We start from the raw sequence: 16547 nt of genomic DNA, 5'->3' as shown, positions 1-16547 counted from the left end.
GGCCTCGATCGAAGGCCACGGACCCGGCACGACGATCGCGAGAAAGAGACTTCATGTTCATTGACGACCCCGAGGTCACCGCCGCCGAGGCAGTGATCGACAACGGCTCCTTCGGCAAGCGCGTGGTGCGCTTCGAGACGGGCCGCCTGGCCAAGCAGGCCGCCGGAAGCGCCATGGCCTACCTCGACGGTGAGACCGCCGTCCTGTCAGCCACCACCGTGGGCAAGCACCCCAAGGACCAGTTCGACTTCTTCCCCCTGACTGTGGACGTCGAGGAGCGCCAGTACGCCGCCGGTCGCATCCCCGGCTCCTTCTTCCGCCGTGAGGGCCGCGCCGGCACCGCCGCCATCCTGGCCTGCCGCCTCATCGACCGCCCGCTGCGCCCCTCCTTCGTCAAGGGCCTGCGCAACGAGGTCCAGGTCGTTGAGACCGTCCTGGCCATCCACCCCGACGACGACTACGACGTCCTGGCCATCAACGCCGCCTCGATGTCCACCCAGATCGCCGGTCTGCCCTTCTCCGGGCCCGTGGCCGGCACCCGCCTGGCCCTCATCGACGGGCACTGGGTGGCCTTCCCCCGCTACTCCGAGCAGCAGCGCGCCACCTTCCAGATGGTGGTGGCCGGCCGCGTCCTGGAGTCCGGCGACGTCGCCATCATGATGGTCGAGGCCGGCGCCACCGAGCACGCCTGGGAGCTCATCAACGCCGGGGCCGTGGCCCCCACCGAGGCCGTCGTCGCAGAGGGGCTGGAGGCCGCCAAGCCCCACATCAAGGCCCTGTGCGAGGCCCAGCTCGAGGTCGCCCAGCACGCCTCGAAGCCCACCGCCGAGTTCCCCCTCTACCTGGACTACTCCGACGAGCAGTACGACGCCGTCGAGAAGGCCGCCGAGGCCCACGGCCTGGCCGACGCCATCGCCACCGAGGGCAAGCAGGCCCGCGACCTGGCCACCGACGCCGTGCGCGACGAGGTCCTGGCCGAGCTCGCCGAGTCCTTCCCCACCGAGGAGGACACCAAGGCCCTCAAGGCCGCCTTCCGCTCCGTGACCAAGAAGATCGTGCGCCACCGCACCCTCACCGAGGGCGTGCGCATGGACGGGCGCGGCCTGAAGGACATCCGCACCCTGGCCGCCGAGGTCGAGGTCCTGCCCCGCGTGCACGGCTCGGCCATCTTCGAGCGCGGTGAGACCCAGATCCTGGGCGTGACCACCCTCAACATGCTGCGCATGGAGCAGCAGGTGGACGACCTCTCCCCGGTCACCCACAAGCGCTACATGCACAACTACAACTTCCCGCCCTTCTCCACCGGAGAGACCGGCCGCGTGGGCGCCCCCAAGCGCCGCGAGATCGGCCACGGCAACCTGGCCGAGCGGGCCATCGTGCCCGTCCTGCCCACTCGCGAGGACTTCCCCTACGCGATCCGCCAGGTCTCCGAGGCCCTGGGCTCCAACGGCTCGACCTCCATGGGTTCGGTGTGCGCCTCCACGCTCTCCCTGCTCAACGCCGGTGTCCCGCTGCGTGCGCCCGTGGCCGGTATCGCCATGGGCCTCATGCACGAGGTCATCGACGGCGAGACCAAGTGGGCCACCCTCACCGACATCCTCGGCTCCGAGGACGCCTTCGGGGACATGGACTTCAAAGTCGCCGGAACCCGCGACTTCATCACGGCCCTCCAGCTGGACACCAAGCTCGACGGTCTGCCCTCCGAGGTGCTGGCCGGCGCGCTCGGTCAGGCCCGCGACGCCCGCCTGTTCATCCTCGACGTCCTGGCCCAGGCCATCGACGCCCCCGACGAGATGGCCCCCACGGCCCCGCGCGTCCTGGCCGTGCGCATCCCGGTGGACAAGATCGGCGAGGTCATTGGCCCCAAGGGCAAGATGATCAACCAGATCCAGGAGGACACCGGCGCGGACCTCACGGTCGAGGACGACGGCACCGTCTACATCGGCGCCTCCGACGGTCCCTCGGCCGAGGCCGCCCGCGACGCCGTCAACGCCATCGCCAACCCGCAGATGCCTGAGATCGGCGAGCGCTTCGTGGGCACCGTGGTCAAGACCACAACCTTCGGCGCCTTCGTCTCGCTGACCCCCGGCAAGGACGGCCTGCTCCACATCTCCCAGATCCGCCGGCTCGTCGGCGGCAAGCGTGTGGAGAACGTCGAGGACGTCCTGAACGTGGGTGACAAGGTCCAGGTCGAGCTGGCCGAGATCGACCAGCGCGGCAAGCTGAGCCTGCACGCGGTCCTCACTGACGAGCAGCTCGCCGCCGAGGCCGAGGGCGAGGTGGCCCGCAAGGCCGCCCGCGATAACGGTCCGCGCCGCGAGCGCGAGAGCCGTGAGAGCAGGGACGGCGACGGCGAGCAGCCCCGCCGTGAGCGCCGTCCGCGCCGTCGACGCATGCGCAGTGCCGACTCCTCCGAGGAGGAGTGAGCCCCGTTCAGCGGCGCTAGCCGACTGACGTGTATTCACGGTGTCCCCGCTCGGTCCCCTGGGCCGGGCGGGGACACCGTCGTCATCGGGGAGCGCGTTCGCTGCGCGCGGCAGGGCGCGGCCGGGTAGGGGAACGACAGTGGGCCCGCTCGCCCGCTAGTCTTCGCGGGTGACCAACCCAGACATGCGCGCCGGATCAGGCCGGCAGGCGGCCTCTCAACCCTCCTCGACCCCCGCGACCGGGGAGTCCTCGAGCCCGACCGACTACGCCGAGGTGGATCTCGGGCGCGGGCGGCCCGGCCGCGATGGCACCGAGCTGACCCTGCACGACGACGGTGCGCTCACCCGCCGCTCCGTCCTGCCCGGAGGGGTGCGCGTCATCACCGAGTCCGTGCCGGGGCTGCGATCGGCCTCGATCGGCATGTGGTTCGGCGTCGGCAGCCGCGACGAAGTGCCCGGCCAGGAGGGCTCCACCCACTTCCTGGAGCACCTGCTGTTCAAAGGCACCGCCACGCGCGACGCCCACGACATCGCCGAGGCCTTCGACATGATCGGCGGGGAGTCCAACGCCGCCACCTCCAAGGAGCACACCTCCTACTACGCCCGCGTGCTCGCCCCCGACAGCATGCAGGCCCTCGACGTGCTCGCCGACATGGTGACCTCCTCCCTCCTGGAGCCCACCGACGTCGAGACCGAGCGCGGCGTCATCGTCTCCGAGCTGGCCGACGCCGCCGACGACCCCGCCGACGTCGCCCAGGAGGCCTTCGCCCGTGCCGCCTTCGGTGAGGACACGCCGCTGGGCCGCCCCATCGGCGGCACCAACGAGACCGTCACCGCCGTCCCGCGTGACGCCGTGTGGGAGCACTACAAGCGCACCTACGCCTCCGACACCCTCGTGGTGGCCGCCGCCGGCGCCGTTGACCACGACGAGGTCTGCGAGCGGGTCCTGGCCGATCTGGCCGCGGCCGGCTGGGACGCCTCACCTGACGCCGTCCCGCGCGAGCGCCGCTTCGAGATCGAGCCCTTCGCGCCCCTGGACGTCCACGACATCACCGTCCCGCGCGAGAGCGAGCAGACCCACCTGTACCTGACCTGCCAGGGCATCGCCGTGCGCGACGAGCGGCGCTGGGCCATGAGCGTGCTCACCACCATCCTAGGCGGGGGCATGTCCTCGCGCCTGTTCCAGGAGGTACGCGAGAAGCGGGGCCTGGCCTACACCACCTACGCCTTCGACACCTCCTACGCCGGCGCCGGAGCCTTCGGGCTCTACGCGGGCTGCGCCCCCGGCGACGTCGACGAGGTGTGCGCCGTCATGATCGGTGAGTTCGAGAAGCTCGCCGAGCACGGCGTCACCGAGCGGGAGATGATGCGCGCCCGCGGCCAGCTGCGCGGGGCCATGGTCCTCGGGGGAGAGGACTCCCTGGCGCGCATGGGTCGCCTGGGGCGGGCCGAGGTCGTCACCGGGCGCCTGCGCTCCATGGAGGAGAACCTGCGCCGCCTGGAGGCCGTCACCCCCGAGGAGGTCCGGGAGATGGCCGCCTGGCTGGTGGAGCAGAAGCGCGCCCGCATCCTCGTGGGCCCGGTCGACTGACTGCTGCCGACAACCGACGGGGCCCATGACCCGCTCATCGAACACCGCAGGAGTCAGAAGAGAGGCTGAATGTCCAAATCGGTGACAAAGGCGCGGATCGCTCTCATCCAGCCGATGCGCAACCGCATGATTCCAAGGTTCTCCAGCCTGCGCTCTAAGAGGTGGAGGTCCTTTGTCTCCGATATGGACACCGACAGGCTGATTCCAGTCGTCGGCCCCAGGTGCTGGCGGGGTTACGTGGGCCCGTCGCTCAGCGACGGAAGCCGAAGGCGGCACCGATGAACTGGGTGAGGCGGGCCAGACCGAAGACGTTGACCTCGAACTGGCGGCGGGCCTCGTCGAGCGGGACGTCCTCGATGGCCCCGTAGGAGCCGTAGCCGGCGTTGTTGACCAGGACGTCGATGCGACCGGTCTCCTCCAGGATGCGGTTCACGCCGGCGCTCATGGAGGCATTGTCGGTCACGTCCATGGCCAGCGGGCGGATGCCGTCAGTGGTCAGGGCCTGGAGACGGTGTCGGGAGGCGGACGTGACCTCGTGGTGGGTGAGTGAGTCGCTAGGGTGGGGCCATGACGATTCGCGTAGCTGTTGTGGGCGCCGCCGGGCGCATGGGATCGACCGTCTGTCAGGCGGTCCAGGACGCCAAGGGCCTTGAGCTCGTGGCCCGCCTGGACGTGGGGGACACCCTCGACGCTGAGCACCTGGCGGGCGCCGATGTCGCTGTCGACTTCACCGTCCCCAGCGTCACAGAGGCCAACGTCCATGCCCTGCTCGACGCCGGGGTGGACGTCGTCGTGGGCACCACCGGCTGGACCGAGGAGTCCTACGGGCGCATCCGTGAGCACCTGGCCCAGCCCGAGGCCGCCGGCCGCAGCGTCCTCATCGCCCCGAACTTCGCCCTGTCCGCCGTGCTGGCCATGAGCTTCGCCGCGAAGGCCGCCCCCTACTTCGAGTCCGCCGAGGTCATCGAGCTCCACCACCCGAACAAGGTTGACGCGCCCTCGGGCACCGCGGTCGCCACCGCTCAGGGCATCGCCGCTGCCCGCGCCGAGGCGGGCCTGGGTGCCATGCCGGACGCCACGCAGACCGACCCCGACGGCGCTCGCGGGGCGGTCGTCGACGGCGTCCACGTCCACGCCGTGCGCCTGCGGGGGCTGACCGCCCACGAGGAGGTCGTGCTCGGCAACCCCGGCGAGCAGCTGACCATCCGCACCGACTCCTTCGACCGGGCCTCCTTCATGCCCGGTGTGGTTCTCGCCGTACGGCAGGTCTCCAGCCGCCCCGGTCTGACCATCGGTCTGGACGCCCTGCTCGACCTCTAAGACGCAGGGAGGGGGCGCCAGCCGGGCAGGAGCGGTGAGGCGCTACAGCGAGGCCGCCCAGCAGTCCTCGGTGATGCCCTCGCCGACGCCGAGCACCCGGTGGGCCCCGGTGGGTGCCATGCCGACCGAGGTCAGGAGCCGGCGGATCGACTCGTCCCCGCGCACCGCCCAGGCCACGAGCGCTCTGGCGCCGTCCTGACGGGCCAGGTCCACGGCGGCCGCCAGGAGCCGGGAGCCGTGTCCCCGGCGCTGACTGGCCGGCTCCACGCCCAGGGCCGTGACCTCCACGGCCTGCACCCCGGCCTCGTCGACGTGGCCCTCGGCGTCCATGGACTGGGTGGGGGCCAGGCCCAGCAGGCCCACCACCGTCCGGCTCTCGGCGTCTGGCTGGGCGGTGGTGGCCACCAGGACGTGGTGCTCGGTCGAAGGCGGCGCGCTCACCGCCGTTTCCCAGCCCGCCGCGATGACGGGGGCGGCGATCATCGCCCGCACCCCCTCGGGCAGGGGTGCACTGTGCTCGGCGGTGTGGCCGGCCTCCAGGGAGGCCAGCATGGTGGCGGCCTGGACCTGCCCGATCGCCATCAAGTCCTCCATCCGGGCCGGGCGCACGAAGCCTGCCGGTGTCTGGGGGCCTTCATGATCATGCTCCGCACAGTCGTGAGCGCTGTGGGAGTGGTCATGCGGCGTGCGCGCGTCCAGGTCTGGGCTCAGCCCGGCCAGCGGATCGGCGCCCAGGACGGAGCCGTCCCGGCTCCCGGAGGGCGATGAGGGCGATGCGGGCGCGGGGGTCGAGGAGGTCATGGACCGAGCCTAAGTGACGGCCCTGACGGGGCCCTGAGCGCAGCCGGGAATGCATACGCCTATGTGACAGATCATGAGAAGGGGACCGCTGGGGGCGCGGTGCGCGTTAGGGTGGCGCCATGAGCGCAGCCCCCTCCCGCAGCTTCGGTTCCGTCGGCGTCGCCATGGTCACCCCCTTCACGCCCAGTGGGGAGGTCGACTTCGACGCCGCCCGTGCCCTGGCGGTCAGCCTGGTCGACGACGGCGCCGACCTGATCCTCCTTTCGGGCACCACCGGTGAGTCCCCGACCACCCACACTCCCGAGAAGCAGGAGCTGATCCGCCAGGTCAAGGACGCCCTGGCCGGCCGCGCCATGATCATGGCCGGCGCCGGCTCCAACGACACCGCCCACGCGGTGCGCATCGGCGTGGCCTCCCAGGAGGCCGGCGCCGAGGGCCTGCTCATCAACGCCCCCTACTACAACCGCCCCAGCCAGGAAGGTGTCTACCGGCACATCAATGCCGTTGTTGAGGCCACCGACCTGCCCGTCATGGTCTACGACATCCCCGGGCGCACCGGCGTGAAGATCACCGAGGAGACCCTGGCCCGCCTGGCCGAGAACCCCCGCGTCAAGGCCGTCAAGGATGCCACCGGCGACGTCGAGCAGGGCTTCCAGCGCATGGAGTCCACCGGCCTGGAGTACTACTCCGGCGATGACGGCCTCAACTTCGCCTGGCTCACCCACGGTGCCTCCGGCGTCATCTCCGTGGCCGCCCACGCCGACGCCCACTCCTGGCGCCAGATGATCGGCGCCGTCGACGCCGGAGACCTGGCCAGCGCCCGCACCCTCGCCCGGAGCCTGCGCCCCCTCGTGCACGCCATCATGGGTGGCGGGCAGGGGGCCGTCATGGCCAAGGAGGCCCTGCACCTCCAGGGACGCCTGCCGAGCCCCGCCCTACGCCTGCCCCTCGTGCGGGCCGAGGAGGCCGAGGTCGCCGCCCTGCGCGAGGTCCTGGCCGCCTCCGGGCTTCTCTGAGAACCGGCAGGGAGGGCCCGCCATGCGCATGTGGTCGCTGCACCCGCGCCACCTGGACCGTGCGGGCCTGGTGGCCTGCTGGCGCGAGTCGCTGCTGGCCCAGGCGGTCCTGGCCGGACGCACCCGCGGCTACCGCAACCACCCCCAGCTCGAACGCTTCCGCGCCGCCCCCGAACCGGTCACCCCCGCGGTGGCGGTCGGCGCCTACCTCTGGGGACTGCGTCGGGAGGCCGTCCGGCGCGGCTACCGCTTCGACGCCTCCCGCATCGACCTGCCCGAGGCCGAGTGCACCGGTGTCAGCCTGACGGTCACAGATGGCCAGATGGACCTGGAGCGCAGGCACCTTGAGGCCAAGCTGGCCGGGCGCGCCCCCGAGCTCCTGCCCCTGCCCGAGCGGCTTGAGCCGCACCCGATCTTCCGGCTCGTCCCCGGCGACGTCGAGCCCTGGGAGCGGGCACTTTAAGCCCTGGGGCGGTATCGGAGGCAACCGGTGCCGCGGCCGATCAGTCCCTTTCCGCGGTTCTTTCGAGTACCCGCTCGCGCACGACGCGACGCAGGATCTTGCCGATCTGGGAGCGTGGCATCTCCTCAATGACCTCCAGGCGGTGCGGCAGCGCGTAGCGCGGGACCGTCCGCTCGGCGTGCTCCCGCACCGCCTCCAGGGTCACCGACCCCGGCTCGGTCCCCTCGGTGAGAACCACAGCGGCGCACACGAGCTCGCCCTTGGCGCCGTCGGGAAGACCCACCACCGCGACGTCGGCCACGCCCTTCATAGAGCGGATCGCCGCCTCCACCTGACTGGGGTAGACGTTGAATCCGCCAGTGAGGATCAGCTCGCGCTTGCGGTCGGCCATCCACAGGAAGGAGTCGTCCCTGCGCACGATGTCGCCCGTGCGCAGCCACCCACCCGGCAGCATCGCGGCCTGCGTGGCTGCCTCATCCTCCCAGTAGCCGGCGAAGACCTGCGGGCCACGCACCAGCAGCTCGCCCGGCTCGCCGTCGGTGACCTCCCGGTCGGGGTCCGGCTCCTCGGGGTCGACGACGCGCACGTCCGTGGACGGGAAGGGCAGGCCCAGCGCCCCCAGGCGGCGCGAGGGCCCCATGGGCGTGCCCGCGACGATCGGACTCGTCTCAGTCATGCCATAGCCCTCGACGAAGAACCCGCCGGTCGCCTTCTCCCATCGCGCCCCGACCTCCGGCGGCATCGGGGCCGCCCCGCACACCCCATAGCGCAGGGTGCCAAGGCTCGTGCCCCGCTTCTGGGCGCCGTCGAGGATCCGTTCGAACATGACCGGCACGCCGACGAAGAAGGTGAAGGGGCGCCGCTCGTGCGCGGCGAGGACCTGATCCACCGAGAACTTGGGCAGCATCACCTGGGTGGCGGCCTTCTGCACCGCGCAGAAGAGGTTGAAGGTCAGCCCGAAGGCGTGGAAGAAGGGCAGCAGGCACAGGAAGTTCTCCCCGCCCTCGTGCAGCATCGGCACCCAGGCGATGGCCTGGTTGGCGTTGGCCCGCAGATTGGTGTGCGTGAGCATCGCCGCCTTGGGCGTGCCGGTCGTCCCACCGGTGTGCAGCAGGACCGCCACATCGGAGCCGGCCGGGTAGGGGAAGCGCGAGGGGATCCGGTGAGCGCCGGCCACCTCCTTGTCCCAGGAGCGCACACCCGCCGGCAGGCTCTGGGCCCGGAATGCGGCCCGCTGCCGACGGGCCCGCTCCACCGGGAGACGCAGCGCGGCGCGCAGGCGTTTCGGCATCGCCGCCGAGAGATCCACGCTGAAGACCGTGCGTCCCTGGAGCGCATCGCCGCCGTCACGCGAACCAGTGGCGGGAGCCGTGACGAGATCGACGCCCTTCTCCCACACGATGACGACGCGGGCTCCGTGAGCATCCAGCTGGGATCGGATCTCCTCGGCGGGCGCCAGCGGGTTGTGCTCGGCCACGATTGCGCCGATGCGCAGCGCCCCGTAGAGGGCAACGGCGTGCTGCGGACAGTTCGGCATGATGAGAGCCACCCGGTCGCCCTTGTGCACCCCCGAGGTCCGCAGCACCTGCGCCGCGCGCTCCGAGGCCTCCAGCAGTTCGCGGTAGGTCATCGCCGCGCCCAGGAAGTCGATGGCGACCCGGTCGGGGTAGAACCGCGCCGCGGTCTCCAGCAGCTCGCTCAAAGGTGCGTCGGGAACCTCGATCGCCGCGGGGATGCCGGGCTGGTAGTGAGGGCGCAGGTAGTGGCGGTGGTCCTGGGTGGCCTGCTGCGGCGAGGCGCCGGCGTCGATAGTGGTGCTGTCACTCATGTCTGTGGGGTCGGATAGGGCTGTCACGGTGTGGGGGAGAGAAAACAGTCAGGTGATCTGGAACGGCTGCGGTCTTAAGGGCGGGCCTTCAGCGGTATGCTGCATCGCCCTGGGGCCCGGCCTTGCCGTCCTGGCCGGCCTCCTGCTTACTGCTCTCCTTGCGGTCACTCCTGCCGGGGAAGTGCTCAACGATGGAGACGGCCGCGGCCGTCGCCGCCCCGGAGGCCGCCTCACGGGCCGCCAGGAGCTCGTCGCGCACCACGCGCCGCAGCACCTTGCCGATCTGGGATCGGGGCATCTCGGTCAGGATCGCGATCTGGCGCGGCAGGGCGTAGTTGGACAGGTTCTTGGCCGCCCACTCGCGCACCTGCTCCAGGGTGACCGTCTGGCCCTCCTTGGGCAGGATCGCGGCAACGACGGACTCGTTACCGGCCTCGGCCGGCAGCCCGACGACGGCGACGTCCTCCACCTGCGGCATCGAGCGGACCGCGGCCTCCACCTCCGTGGGGTAAATGTTGAAGCCCCCCGAGATGATGAGCTCCTTGCGGCGGTCGGCGATGACGTAGAAGCCGTCCGCCTCCTGGCGCACCAGGTCGCCCGTGCGCAGCCAGCCCCCGTCCAGCAGCACCTCGGCGCTCTCCTCGGGGTTGTCCCAATAGCCGATGAAGACCTGGGGGCCGCGGGCCAGCAGCTCGCCGACCTCACCGGGGGCCACCTCGCGCTCGACGTCCTCGGGGTCCACCAGACGCACCTGGGTGGAGGGGTAGGGCACCCCGAGGGTGCCGGGTCGACGCGCCGGCGAGATCGGGTTGCCCAGGATGATGGGGGAGGACTCGGTCATCCCGTAGCCTTCGATGATGGTGCCGCCGGTGGCCTCCTCCCAGGCCTGCGCCACCGCCAGCGGGTTGGGGGCGGCCCCGCACACGGCGATCTTGCAGGAGGACAGATTCGCTCCCGTGGCCCGCGCTCGGGTCACCAGACGGTCGAACATCACCGGCACCCCCGGGAAGAAGGTGGCCGGGCGCCGCTTCCAGGCGGCCAGCACCAGGTCCGCCCCGAACTTGGGCAGTACCACCTGGGTGGCGGCCAGCCCCACCGCGCACAGCAACGACAGAGACATGCCGAAGGCGTGGAAGAAGGGCAGGACGGCGTAGAAGGTCTCCTTGCCCGCACTCGTGGTGCGAGACGCCCAGGCCAAGGACATCTCAGCGTTGGAGCGCAGGTTCTCATGGCTGAGGCACACGGCCTTGGGAGTTCCCGTCGTCCCCCCGGTGTACAGCAGAGCCGCCGCCTCCGAGACGCTCGGCAGCGGGAATCCTGTGGCCAAGGGGATGGCGGAGGCGGCCAGGTCGTCCCAGGAGCGCACCCCGGCCGGTACCCTGCCGCGCAGCTCTCGGCGCTGGGTGCGGGCGGCGGCCGCTGGCAGCCTCAGGGCCAGGCGGCTGCGCAGTGGGAGATGACGGGACAGGTCCACCGAGTACACGCTCAGGCCCCCCAGGCCGGCCGCCTCCAGGGAACCCACTGCCGCCACGAGGCGCTCGAGGGTCTTCTCCCAGGCGATGATGACACGCCCGCGGTGGATGTGGAACTGCTCGCGCAGCTGGGCGGCGGGCGCCAACGGGTTGTGCTCGGCCACGATCGCCCCGATGCGCCAGGCTGCGTAGGCCACGACCACGTGCTGAGGACAGTTGGGAAGAATGACCCCGACGACGTCTCCGCGCCCGACCCCCAAGCCCCGCAGGGACTCGGCGGCCCGTGCCACCTGGTTCTCCAACTGGGAGTACGTGGTGGTGGCGCCCAGGAAGTCCAGGGCCACCCGGTCCGGGAAGTCCCGGGCGGCGTCACGCAGCATGCAGGACAGGGGCTCGCTGACCTCCGGGATCGTGGAGGGCACCCCGGCCTGCCGGTAGACGGCGTTGAGGGCCTCATCCCGAGAGGCGCCTGAACCGGTCGCCGATGCGGCGTCGTCAGTGAACGCGGGTACCGACGTGCGTGAAGCACTCATGGGTCTTCCCCCTTGTCTGCCGTGAGCCTTCCCCTGCCGGAGAAGGTCTCGCCCGCCGCGGGTGCCGCACGGCGCGACGACGAGAAGTCAGGAGCAACCGTAACCTACGGTGGCGTAACCTGCGCGGTCAGTGCCGTTGACAACCGTGTGCGATCCGGCTCACCGGTTGCTGGAACGCGGCTCCAGGCCCCGGGGCAGAGGCAGGCGGCTGACCACCCGCAGGCGGCGCGTGGGGCGAGTCATCGCCACGTACAGGTCGCCCGCGCTGCGCTCACCGACCTCAGCCGGGTCGACGAGCACCACGACGTCGAACTCCAGCCCCTTGGACAGCACCGGGTCAACCACCAGCAGCCGCGAGCGCAGCACATCGCCTCCCGGCGCCTCCATCGCCGCGGCCAGGTCCGCGTCCTGGCGCAGCAGCGCCTTCGTGCGGCCGGGGGAGGGGGAGATGACCGCGATACGCCCGACGCCGGTACCCACCTGCTCATCCAGGCGGGCCGACTCCTGGACGACGACCTCGCGCAGGAATCCCGCCCAGGCATCGGCCTGTGCGCCCTGAGGGGACTGCGACAGGTCCGTGACCTCCAGACAGTCCGGCAGGTCGCGCACCGAGCGCACCGGGTAGACCGGCGGATGACCCAGATGCGCCACCGTCTCCTCTGCCACCTCCATGATCGTGGCCGGCGTGCGGTAGCAGACGCTGAGCGCCTCCTCGCGCAGTGGGGTCGACCCGCCTCGCGAGCGCCCCGACTGCCTGCTCTGCCGCGAGCGCGAACGGGCCCGGTGACGGGACTGCGAGCAGGAGCGGCCCTCAGCCTCCTGGGTCGACGCCGTCCCCAGTGCGGTCAGCACCTCGCCCCAGCTGCCCGGGGCGTGGGGACCCGAGTACTGGGCCAGGTCTCCCACTACCGTGAAGGAGCGCACCGGGCAGCGACGCGCCAGTGCCCGCCACGCCATGGTGCCCAGCTCCTGGGCCTCATCGACGACGACGTGCCCGTAGGTCCATGTCCGATCCGCCCGGGCCCGCTCAGCCAGAGTGAGAGTGGGACCGCTCTGGGAGACCCGGTCGGCCAGCATCTCGGCACTGACCATCCCATCGCCCAGCTCCTGGGACTCGATCGCCTGGGCCGCGTAGGCCACCAGGTCCTCGCGGCGGCGGGCCTCCAGCCGGGCGCGCCGGGCCTGGGCGTCCTCACTGGGGCCCAGCAGCTCGGCCAGCTCGTCAATGAGGGGAATGTCCGCCGCGGTCAGTCCGCTTCCCGGCTCACGGCGCAGCAGCTCGCGCTCCTGCTCGCTCAAGGAGGGCGCCACCTGCTCCAGGAGGGATGGCCGGCTCCACAGCCGCTCCAGCAGCCCCTGGGGCGTCGTCGGCATCCAGCACAGGTTGATCTCCCGGCGGGCGTCGCGGGCGGTACGGATGTCCTCACGGATCCAGGCGCGCGTGTCGGCGTCCGAGGCGTCCTGGTTCGTGGCCTCCGCGTACTGGTCGGTCAGGCGCTCCAGAAGCCAGATCACGAATGCCTCGCGGGCCAGGTTGTGGGGCTTGCCGCCCCGACGGGCCCGTGAGGCGGCCTCACGCACGTCGTCGGGTTTCAGCGACAGACGCACACCCTGCACCTCGATCTCACGTGGAGCCTCCGGGACGCGCTGCAGGCCCCGCACAGCCCGCTCCAGGGCCTTGACCCACAGGGAGCGTCCCTTGAGCTCGGCGATCCGGGCGTCCTCCTGCGCCGCGGCCCGCACCCCGGGGACCAGGTCGCCGATCGTCGTGGAGACCACCCCCGTCTCGCCCAGGGAGGGAAGTACCTGTTCCACGTAGCGCAGGAAGGTACGAGACGGTCCCACCAGGAGCACGCCGGAGCGCTCCAGGCGCTCGCGCTCGGAGTAGAACAGGTAGGCCACCCGGTGCAGCGCCACCGCCGTCTTACCCGTTCCCGGACCGCCCTGGACCACGAGCACACCCCGGCCCGAGGAGGTGACGACCCGGTCCTGCTCGGCCTGGATCGTGGCCACGATGTCACCCATACGGCCGTCACGGGCGCTGGACATCGCGGCGATGAGCGCCCCCTCGCCCTGCAGCTGCCCGGCAGCCACGGCGGTCCCGGACGAACCTGCCGGGGCCTCGCCGGCCTCCAGGGCGGTCAGATCCAGGACCTCGTCCTCCACCCCGAGCACCTGGCGGGCCCGGGTATCGATATGCCGCCGACGCACCAGCCCCATGGGCTGGGAGGCCGTGGCCTGATAGAAGGCCCGGGCCAGAGGGGCGCGCCAGTCCAGGATCACCTCACGGTGCTGAGCGTCCTGCAGGCCGATACGACCCACGTAGTGACGCCGCCCCCCATCAGTCACCGGGGAGGAGCCTCCCGCCGCGCCCTTACCGGAGCCCGTGGGGGAGGCAGAGGCCTTCCCGGAGGCTCCTGAGTCCGGTGCGTCATCGGGTGACCCGCTCATGTCCATCCGTCCGAAGACCAGACGGTCCTCAACTCCCTCCAGGGAGGAGACCAGTGACGAGTAGTGCACGGCGTAGGCGTCCCGCTCTCCACGAGACTGGTGGGTGCCGCTGACGCCCTGGGCCTCGGTGCGGGCAAGGGAGTGACGGGCCTGAGCCAGCTGACGGTCCAGCTCGCTGTAGGCGAGGTCGACGACAACCTGCTCACCGCGCATCTCGCGCTCGCGGACGCTGCCCGCATCTTCCTCCGCCCGCTGAGACGCTTCCCGCTGGGAGTGCGGTGGGGGAGAGGGGATCGTCTGACTCACAAGGCCTCGCATCGGTTCTGGTTCTGGTCGGCAGGCGCGTAGGGCGCGCTGACCGGCTCTGGTTGACGCTGACGGGTACTGGGGTCGGTGATGGCTTCAGTACGGTCGACCCATTATTCTCCTGCTGACGCCCCGACGGGGACGCCGAGGGCGAACAAGCCGCCCGAACCCGGCGCGGGTGGGAACATCGACAATCCAGAAGGTGTTGGCAGGAGTGCCCAGGACGCTAACCACCGTTCCCGGGCACTCACCCGGACGAATCCTGATAAAACGCCGAATCGTGTCACTGAGCCGAGGTCACTCGACGTTGCTCGACCGAGACACGACTGAGACGTGACTGAGACGGGGCCGCTCCGGGCAACGAACCAAGACCATGCTGAGACCATTGCACGACACGGACACGCTCTCCTCGGCGCCGTCGGTCTCGCCCGACCGTCAGGTCGGGCGAGACCGACGGGCCCATGCCGCGGGAGGATGAAGAGGATGAATCAGACCAGACAGGAGGAGACGGGCTCGTGAGACCACTGTTCACCATCCAGCACCCCGCGGATCAGCCGATCTCCCCGAGGGTCCTCATCCACCACTTCGAGGGCGCCATGGACGCCGGCAACGCCGGCGCCCTGGCCGTCGACCAGCTGCTCATGACACTTCCCAGTGAGCGTGTCGCCACCTTCGACATCGACGCCCTCGTGGACTACCGCGCCAGGCGTCCCACGATGACCTTCGTCCACAACAACTACTCCTCAGTCATCATGCCCGAGCTGGTCCTGGATCTCCTCCATGACGACGACGGCGAGGACGTCCTCCTGCTCCACGGCAGCGAGCCGGACTACCGCTGGGACGAGTTCGTCGGAGCCGTGGCCCACCTGGCCGTCTCCATGGGCGTGAGCCAGGCCATCGGCATGAGCGGCGTCCCCATGGCCGTGCCCCACACGCGTCCGACCTACGTGCACCATCACGGCAGCCAGCCCGACCTGCTGCCCAACCAGCCCGAGCTCTTCGGACATGTCGAGCTGCCCGGGTCGATGTCGGCCTATCTGGAGCTGCGGCTGGGCGAGCTGGGCCTGGACTCCCGGGGAGTCTCGGCCGCGATCCCGCACTACGTGGCCCGCGACGAGTTCCCGCAGGGGGCCTCGGCACTGCTGACCGCCGTCGTGCAGGCCACCGGCCTGGCGCTGCCAGTGGGGGACCTCGAGGCCGCCGCCAGCATCAACCGCGCCGAGATCAACGCCGAGGCCGCCCAGCAGCCGGAGGTCAGCGCCGTCGTATCGGCCCTGGAGGCCCAGTACGATGCCATGGCTCCCAAGATCGCCATCGGTGAGGTCGACACCTCCGCGCCGATCCTCAACCTGCCCAGCGCCGACGAGATCGGTGCCCGCCTGGAGGCATTCCTGGAGGCCAACGACTCCGGGGACCTGGGACCCCAGGGCTGGAACCCCGGCCCCGGGGGCTGAGCGTTGCTGAGCGGCCCGAGCCGGTCTGGCCGGTTGGCCCCCTCTAGCGGGTCCGGCCGCTCTCGGGACGCGGTACCGCGGCGTCGTTGAACGTCCAGGTGCGCACCGGCAGCGGCAGGCGACGCACCGCGCGCTCGACCTCCTCGAGCTCGCTCGCCGTGAAGGGATCCTGGCGGGCCACCAGCACCAGGTTGCCTCGACGCCGGCCACGCATCGCGGCGGGGTCGGCGACGATGAGCGCGCGGGAGGTGTCCCCGTCCAGGACGCTGGTGAGCGCTGCGATCTCGGCGCCCGTCTGTGCGCGTGGCACGGAGGCGGTGTTGACCAGCAGCAGTCCGCCAGGCGCCAGTGCCCTGAGGCAGGAGTCGAGGAACTCCTGGCTCCTGCAGGAGGCAGGCACGCCTCCGCCGTTGAACACGTCCCGCACCACGACGTCCCACTGGCCGGGCCGCAGCCCAGTAACCACCTCGGCGGCGTCGCCGACCCGGATCCGCAGCCTGGGGGATCGGGGCAGGTCGAACCAGGTTCGCACCCGGTCCGCGAGGATCTCGTCGATCTCGACGGCGACCTGCTGGGAGCCGGGTCGGGTCACGTCCCACGCCCTGGCCAGGGCGCAACCAGCCCCACCCAGGTGGAGTGCCCTGACAGAACCGCCCTCGCCGCGCAACGCCGTGAGTACCGCGTCCATCTGCTGGTGGTACTCGAAATCCAGGTGGGAGGGGTCGCGCAGGTCCAGGAATGAGGACTCCGCGCCGTCCAGCATGAGAAGGATCCCGGTGTCTCGCGCCACCAGCTCGGCCGTGGCGCAGGAGGTGCTCACCGGGCCTGAGGGCAGGTCGGTCAGTGCCGGGGCGCGGGAGGCCCTGCGTCTGCGTGTCACAGCCCC

At 71.1% G+C, this 16547-nt stretch carries 11 protein-coding genes and 1 pseudogene; 6 read left to right on the top strand and 6 right to left on the bottom strand.

The features are described 5' to 3' along the window. Positions 1 to 53: 53 nt before the first annotated feature. Together BKH28_RS11440 and BKH28_RS11435 are read left to right on the top strand one after the other, a co-directional pair. Positions 54 to 2426 (top strand): polyribonucleotide nucleotidyltransferase, encoded by a 2373-nt coding sequence (locus BKH28_RS11440; RefSeq protein WP_075418915.1) that lies wholly within the window; start codon positions 54 to 56, stop codon positions 2424 to 2426. 184 nt (positions 2427 to 2610) lie between these two features. Further along, positions 2611 to 4017 (top strand): M16 family metallopeptidase, encoded by a 1407-nt coding sequence (locus BKH28_RS11435; protein WP_075418914.1) that lies wholly within the window; start codon positions 2611 to 2613, stop codon positions 4015 to 4017. 277 nt (positions 4018 to 4294) lie between these two features. On the opposite strand, the pseudogene BKH28_RS11430 reads toward BKH28_RS11435, so the two are convergent. Further along, positions 4295 to 4528 (bottom strand): annotated as a pseudogene (locus BKH28_RS11430) (SDR family NAD(P)-dependent oxidoreductase); the annotation flags it as partial. 56 nt (positions 4529 to 4584) lie between these two features. On the opposite strand from BKH28_RS11430, the gene dapB reads away from it, so the two are divergent. Continuing rightward, positions 4585 to 5337 carry a 4-hydroxy-tetrahydrodipicolinate reductase gene (gene dapB, locus BKH28_RS11425; RefSeq protein WP_075418913.1) on the top strand — a complete coding sequence of 251 codons (753 nt, stop codon included), beginning with the start codon at positions 4585 to 4587 and terminating at the stop codon, positions 5335 to 5337. A gap of 42 nt (positions 5338 to 5379) precedes the next feature. On the opposite strand, the gene BKH28_RS11420 is transcribed toward dapB, so the two are convergent. Next, positions 5380 to 6138, bottom strand: a complete 759-nt coding sequence (locus BKH28_RS11420) for a GNAT family N-acetyltransferase (protein WP_075418912.1) — start codon at positions 6136 to 6138, stop codon at positions 5380 to 5382. A gap of 119 nt (positions 6139 to 6257) precedes the next feature. Here BKH28_RS11420 and dapA point away from each other — a divergent pair, with 119 nt between their 5' ends. After that, positions 6258 to 7154 carry a 4-hydroxy-tetrahydrodipicolinate synthase gene (gene dapA / locus BKH28_RS11415; protein ID WP_075418911.1) on the top strand — a complete coding sequence of 299 codons (897 nt, stop codon included), beginning with the start codon at positions 6258 to 6260 and terminating at the stop codon, positions 7152 to 7154. Between the two features lie 22 nt (positions 7155 to 7176). Then, positions 7177 to 7617, top strand: coding sequence for a pyrimidine dimer DNA glycosylase/endonuclease V (locus tag BKH28_RS11410; protein WP_075418910.1), 441 nt, complete (start codon positions 7177 to 7179; stop codon positions 7615 to 7617). A gap of 40 nt (positions 7618 to 7657) precedes the next feature. Here BKH28_RS11410 and BKH28_RS11405 read toward each other — a convergent pair whose 3' ends face one another. The 3 genes from BKH28_RS11405 to BKH28_RS11395 form a co-directional block, all read right to left on the bottom strand. After that, positions 7658 to 9445 carry an AMP-binding protein gene (locus BKH28_RS11405; RefSeq protein ID WP_075418909.1) on the bottom strand — a complete coding sequence of 596 codons (1788 nt, stop codon included), beginning with the start codon at positions 9443 to 9445 and terminating at the stop codon, positions 7658 to 7660. Between the two features lie 88 nt (positions 9446 to 9533). Beyond that, positions 9534 to 11450, bottom strand: coding sequence for an AMP-binding protein (locus BKH28_RS11400; protein ID WP_075418908.1), 1917 nt, complete (start codon positions 11448 to 11450; stop codon positions 9534 to 9536). Between the two features lie 159 nt (positions 11451 to 11609). Continuing rightward, positions 11610 to 14219 carry a HelD family protein gene (locus tag BKH28_RS11395; protein WP_075418907.1) on the bottom strand — a complete coding sequence of 870 codons (2610 nt, stop codon included), beginning with the start codon at positions 14217 to 14219 and terminating at the stop codon, positions 11610 to 11612. A gap of 503 nt (positions 14220 to 14722) precedes the next feature. Here BKH28_RS11395 and BKH28_RS11390 point away from each other — a divergent pair. Next, positions 14723 to 15661, top strand: coding sequence for a PAC2 family protein (locus tag BKH28_RS11390; RefSeq protein WP_075418906.1), 939 nt, complete (start codon positions 14723 to 14725; stop codon positions 15659 to 15661). Between the two features lie 43 nt (positions 15662 to 15704). Here the strand turns inward: BKH28_RS11390 and BKH28_RS11385 are convergent, their stop codons facing one another. Beyond that, the gene (locus BKH28_RS11385) at positions 15705 to 16541 is read right to left on the bottom strand and encodes a spermidine synthase (RefSeq protein WP_256695875.1); all 837 of its coding nucleotides are present in this window, start codon (positions 16539 to 16541) and stop codon (positions 15705 to 15707) included. Positions 16542 to 16547: the final 6 nt, after the last annotated feature.

This window comes from Actinomyces oris (genome assembly GCF_001937665.1).
In the GTDB taxonomy this organism is placed as follows: Bacteria; Actinomycetota; Actinomycetes; order Actinomycetales; family Actinomycetaceae; genus Actinomyces; species Actinomyces stomatis.
This window is presented reverse-complemented; position numbering and strand designations above follow the sequence as displayed.